Origin of the sequence: Kistimonas scapharcae (genome assembly GCF_039540975.1) — a bacterium.
In the GTDB taxonomy this organism is placed as follows: Bacteria; Pseudomonadota; Gammaproteobacteria; order Pseudomonadales; family Endozoicomonadaceae; genus Kistimonas; species Kistimonas scapharcae.
Genome location: NZ_BAABFL010000313.1, coordinates 1 through 4,398 on the forward strand (window position 1 = coordinate 1; position 4,398 = coordinate 4,398).

Below are 4,398 nucleotides of genomic sequence, written 5' to 3' on the forward strand. Positions count from 1 at the left end.
AAGACTGAAATCTTCTCAGAAGATGGGTTATTAGAAAGGATTTCAAAACACTGGGTAAAACCACATTTAAGCTAAACACCGCCGAGTTACTGCTTAAGCAACCAGGAGTTGATGTTAAACAGAGGAACATAGATGGGCATACTTCTCTGATAGTAGCAGCGATATTTGGGCATAAGGGGGCAGTTGAATTACTCCTTAAGGAACCAAGTGTTGAAATTAATGAAGTGTGCAGCAATTATGGCGAAAATGCCCTGATGTATGCAGTAAGAAATGGGCGGTCAGAGGTCGTTGAGTTCCTGCTTGGCGAGGGGGCTAATGTAGAACATAAATCTCATATGGGTCTCACTGCGCTTATGCTGGCAGCGGTGCTAGGTAACCTTGAAGTTGCTCGTCACTTGTTGACGAAAGGAGCCAACATTAATGAGAAATCTACGATTAATGGCAGCGAAATTAGAGCACTTGATTTAGCACTTTGGAAGGGGCATGCGGAAATGGTTGAACTTTTAATAAGGGCGGAAAGGGATTGGAGGGCGGCAGAAGTGTCCGCTGCAGCAGATCTAGGTTGATTTTTTTGATTTGTGTAATCATCGGATCTAACTGTAAGTCTTCAGACGATAGATTTGCACGCACCCTGTGTTAAGCAGTTTTTGTATAGTTCGAAGGCGTCTTTTATGAAAAACTCACGGTATTCTAATTAAACAGGATCCGTGTTGTGATAGCAGGCTGTAACTCGGAAGTTATGCCTGCTTTATAGGGATAATAAAAACGTTTTATTTCGCTAATTGATAGCGATAAATCAGCAGGTGCTTATCCTTGACCTGCTTCAAACCAAACTTCAGCAGTTTCGCTTTGCGCTCGCCGACGGTGATGTCGGACTCTTCAGCAGTGGCAATAAAGGCGCTGACATCATCAGCGTGATCAGAATCTACGGTTTCCTTGACTCCCCACGGGAGCGACATGACATGGTCATAGTCTCAGGTTTCGCAGATCTTGGCTTCCCGTTCGGCGATGGAGCGGAGAATGCTCTCCTCAAACGCCTTGGTGACATTCCCGTCTTCAGCAAAAAGCACGCGCGCACCTCTTTGGCTGGATAACTGGTGGATTGAGTGGTGTCCTGAATCATCAAGTGTCAGGCCGATGATGTTCGTCGTCTGCGCCTTGTAGAAGCTGACGAACAGTGTGAATTCTAATGGCCTGTATGCCGGTTGAAATGGCGTAAAGCACGGTAAATTTCTGTTATGTCATGCCTTTGATTCAGGTCGCAGATCTGCATTGTTGACGTACAGCAATAGCGCAGCGACAGAGTGTATATTTCGTAAAATTATTTATTGATTATTTTTAGTTATAAGGGTCAACTGCGCGGATTCCTGATTGGGTTTGGAGTCTTGCAGTGGCCGTGCTCTCGCTGTCCATGGTGCTGTACGCCATGGTGATTTTTTGTGGTGCTTTTATCCAGGGCTCCCTGGGTTTCGGGTTGGCGATTGTGTCAGCCCCCGTGCTCTACTGGTTGAATCCCGTGCTGGTGCCGGGACCGGTGATCATGATGGCGCTTTCCGTCGCTGCCATTAATCTGTTTCGTTACCGTCGCACGATTTCTCTGAAAGGGTTGGGCAGTGCAATTGCCGGGCGTATCCCCGGTTCCCTGCTGGGCGGATACCTGCTGACAGTGGTATCCGGCGACGTATTGACCCTGTTTTTAGGCAGCATGGTATTGCTGGCAGTACTGGCCAGCCTGAGTCGCATCCGTATTTCCGCCACACCGGTCACCCTATGTATGGCGGGTTTTCTATCCGGAGTGATGGGAACGGCCACAGCTATTGGTGGGCCGCCCATGGCGCTGGTTATGCAGCATGAAAGTGCTGACAGCATGCGGGCCAACCTGTCCGGTTACTTTGTAATCAGCAGTATAGTGTCGCTGGTGATTCTGTTTGCTAACGGGTATTTCAGCCGGGAGCAACTGCAGTTATCCCTGATGATGGTGCCTGCCGCTATCTTGGGCGCGGTGACAGCCAATTATGTCTCACACCATTTCAGCCAGACGCTGTTGCGGCAGTGTGTGCTAGGGCTTTGCTCGGTATGCGGATTAGTGGCGATTTTATCAGTCTTTATCGACTAGGGAGCGTTCACAATTAAGGCAGTCATATCATGCTGGCTGCTAAATGAAGCATTCCAAATTAGTTTCGTCCTAGCGTCTCGTAGCGAGTGGCTATGCGGCGAAATTGCTTCAGTTTCTGAAACAGCCGTTCTACGAGAATTCGCTCTTTGTTGAGCGCCTTGTCATATGCTCGTTGAACAAGCCTGCTCCGACGCGACGGAATAATTGGCTTTGCCCCTTTGTTTTCAATCTCTATTATGAAAACATTTGAATGTTCTTGAATGTTTGTTTCATCCTCTCATAACAGATTTCAGCAAAGTGTGAGCTGGGCGGGGCGGAGCAGCTATGATCTGACACGGTTATTTTTACTTTTGGGTGTTGGTGATGTATGAAAGCAATATTTTTTTGGAACACCTGAATAGAGTCGCCTCTGAGAAGGCAAATGCATTCGTGAATGCAAAAAAAGTTCTAGATGGTTATGAGTTACAGGTTTCAGCTCCCTCTGATCGTCGATATAGGCTTGTGAAGCATGGTCCTCGTTACTTCCTGATTAATGGGAAAAAGGCAAAAAGCCCTCACGGTTGGTATTTGTTTGTCATAAAAGCATCCGATCCCGGGGTGATTATTTGCGGTGAACCAGTGTTTTGGGAAGGCGAGTGTATTCAAGGACATACATCGCTATCAGATGGGGATCTGGTTTTGTATGCAGGAGAAGTAACATTTGATCGTGGCATTCTTAAAGAATGGACAAATGGCAGTGGTCATTATCAGCCCAGCGGGAGCAGCATGTCTGTGAGCTTGATATCTTTCGTTAAGCTGCATCTACCGGAAGATAAATTTTTTAACGTATTCGGCAATAAAAAAGCACTTCGAGAAGCGGGTGGCTACGTACCCATGCCTGCTCCTGAGAAAGATGCATCATTGCGGTTACAAAACAGGGGGGTACCTACCCATGGGGAACACTTACCAGGTCGGCACCTGAGATTTGTTGTCAAAAGGTGTCACCTCAAGCTGTGCTCGATGATTCCGATAGTTCTTCTTGACGTCTTGCGTAATGTGCCTGTTGTTAACAGGCCGAATGACAGGGAGAGCGAACCGTCATGGATGACGACAAACCTACTGATCAGCCCGAACAGCAACCTGTCGTAGAATTGTCCAGTCAGGAGCTGTCCATCGAGCAGCCCGAAGAGATCATTGATGCCGTACACGAAGACGACATCTGGGCTGATCCCCGCTTTGAAGCTTTCAATGACCCGGTATTCAGTCCGGCGCCAATGAAAAAATAAGGTCAGGCCAGCGCCTCGTTGGCGTATCGAACGAGGTCACGGCTGACGATTTTCAGTAACTCAGTTTCCAATGCCCAGCGATGCCAGTAGAGGTGGCGGTTGACCGTCAATCCTGGTGTCACATCCTTGAGAATACCTGTTTCAAGCGCCTGCCGGATCATGATATCGGGTATCAGGCAGTAGGCCAGGCCCTCAGAGGCCAGTTTAATAAATGCTTCCGATGAGCGTGCGGTATGGCTTGGCATGGCCTTGTCATCAAACGCAAAGTGTTGCTGGAAAAAGGTCTGGTGCAGTGTGTCGTGGTGATCATAGACGGCAGCGGGCGCTTGCCTCAGTGCTTCGTGGGTAATGCCCTCGGGAAAATACCGGGAAATGAAGGCAGGCGTGGCAACACAGCGATAATCCATTCGGCCCAAGAGGTCGCAGCGGCAGCCGGGCAGGGTGTGGCTGTCGAGACTGATGGCGCCAATGACTTCGCCCTTGCGTAGCAGGTCCAGCGTGCGGGATTCATCCGTGATCACGAGGTCTAGGCTGACCGGGTGGGTTCGCAGGGTGTCAGCCAGTGCGGGAATCAGCCAGCTGGCAACGCTATCGGCGTTAGCGGCAAGGCTGAGTGTTGGGTAAGGCAGTTCGTCTGCGTTATGACACAGTTCTGGAAGGACGTCCTGCTCCAGCAGTTGCACCCGTCGATAGAGACCCAACAGTTTACGACCAGTTTCAGTCGGAACCGGTGGTTGACTGCGGAGCACCAGGGGCTGTGCCAGACGTTTTTCCAGTTCCCGAATGCGTTGAGATACCGCTGACTGGGTGATGTGTAATGACTGTGCCGCTGTTTCAAAGCTGCCGGTGCTGATCACGGCATCGAGCGCAGACACCAGCTTGTAGTCCAAATGCCTCATTAGCAAATCTAAATATCTATAAAAAATATTAAATTTTCTAGGAGCTGTTGACGTTTCACATTGGTAACCAGACAAAAGCACAAGCCAGAGCTACGACACTGACAAAGTTTCGCTTTAG

6 protein-coding genes are annotated in these 4,398 nt (G+C 49.1%); 4 read left to right on the plus strand and 2 right to left on the minus strand.

All coding sequences use genetic code 11. The annotated features are described in order from the left end of the window. Window positions 1-50 precede the first annotated feature (50 nt). Window positions 51-566: an ankyrin repeat domain-containing protein gene (locus ABD892_RS11465; RefSeq protein ID WP_345195810.1), complete on the plus strand. Its 516-nt coding sequence runs from the start codon at window positions 51-53 to the stop codon at window positions 564-566. Between the two features lie 204 nt (window positions 567-770). Here the strand turns inward: ABD892_RS11465 and ABD892_RS11470 are convergent, their stop codons facing one another. Continuing rightward, window positions 771-959 (minus strand): hypothetical protein, encoded by a 189-nt coding sequence (locus tag ABD892_RS11470; protein ID WP_345195804.1) that lies wholly within the window; start codon window positions 957-959, stop codon window positions 771-773. A gap of 431 nt (window positions 960-1,390) precedes the next feature. On the opposite strand from ABD892_RS11470, the gene ABD892_RS11475 reads away from it, so the two are divergent. The 3 genes from ABD892_RS11475 (at window position 1,391) to ABD892_RS11490 (ending at window position 3,381) form a co-directional block, all read left to right on the plus strand. Beyond that, the gene (locus ABD892_RS11475) at window positions 1,391-2,116 is read left to right on the plus strand and encodes a sulfite exporter TauE/SafE family protein (protein WP_345195805.1); all 726 of its coding nucleotides are present in this window, start codon (window positions 1,391-1,393) and stop codon (window positions 2,114-2,116) included. 363 nt (window positions 2,117-2,479) lie between these two features. After that, on the plus strand, window positions 2,480-3,244 hold the full coding sequence (locus tag ABD892_RS11485) for a hypothetical protein (protein ID WP_345195807.1): 765 nt from the start codon (window positions 2,480-2,482) through the stop codon (window positions 3,242-3,244). Continuing rightward, entirely contained in the window at window positions 3,196-3,381 is a 186-nt protein-coding gene (locus tag ABD892_RS11490) for a hypothetical protein (protein WP_345195808.1), read from the plus strand. The genes ABD892_RS11485 and ABD892_RS11490 overlap by 49 nt, the downstream gene beginning before the upstream one ends. 2 nt (window positions 3,382-3,383) lie before the next feature. Here ABD892_RS11490 and ABD892_RS11495 read toward each other — a convergent pair whose 3' ends face one another. Next, complete coding sequence (locus ABD892_RS11495; RefSeq protein WP_345195809.1) at window positions 3,384-4,271, minus strand: LysR family transcriptional regulator ArgP; 888 nt, start codon at window positions 4,269-4,271, stop codon at window positions 3,384-3,386. Between the last annotated feature and the right edge of the window lie 127 nt (window positions 4,272-4,398).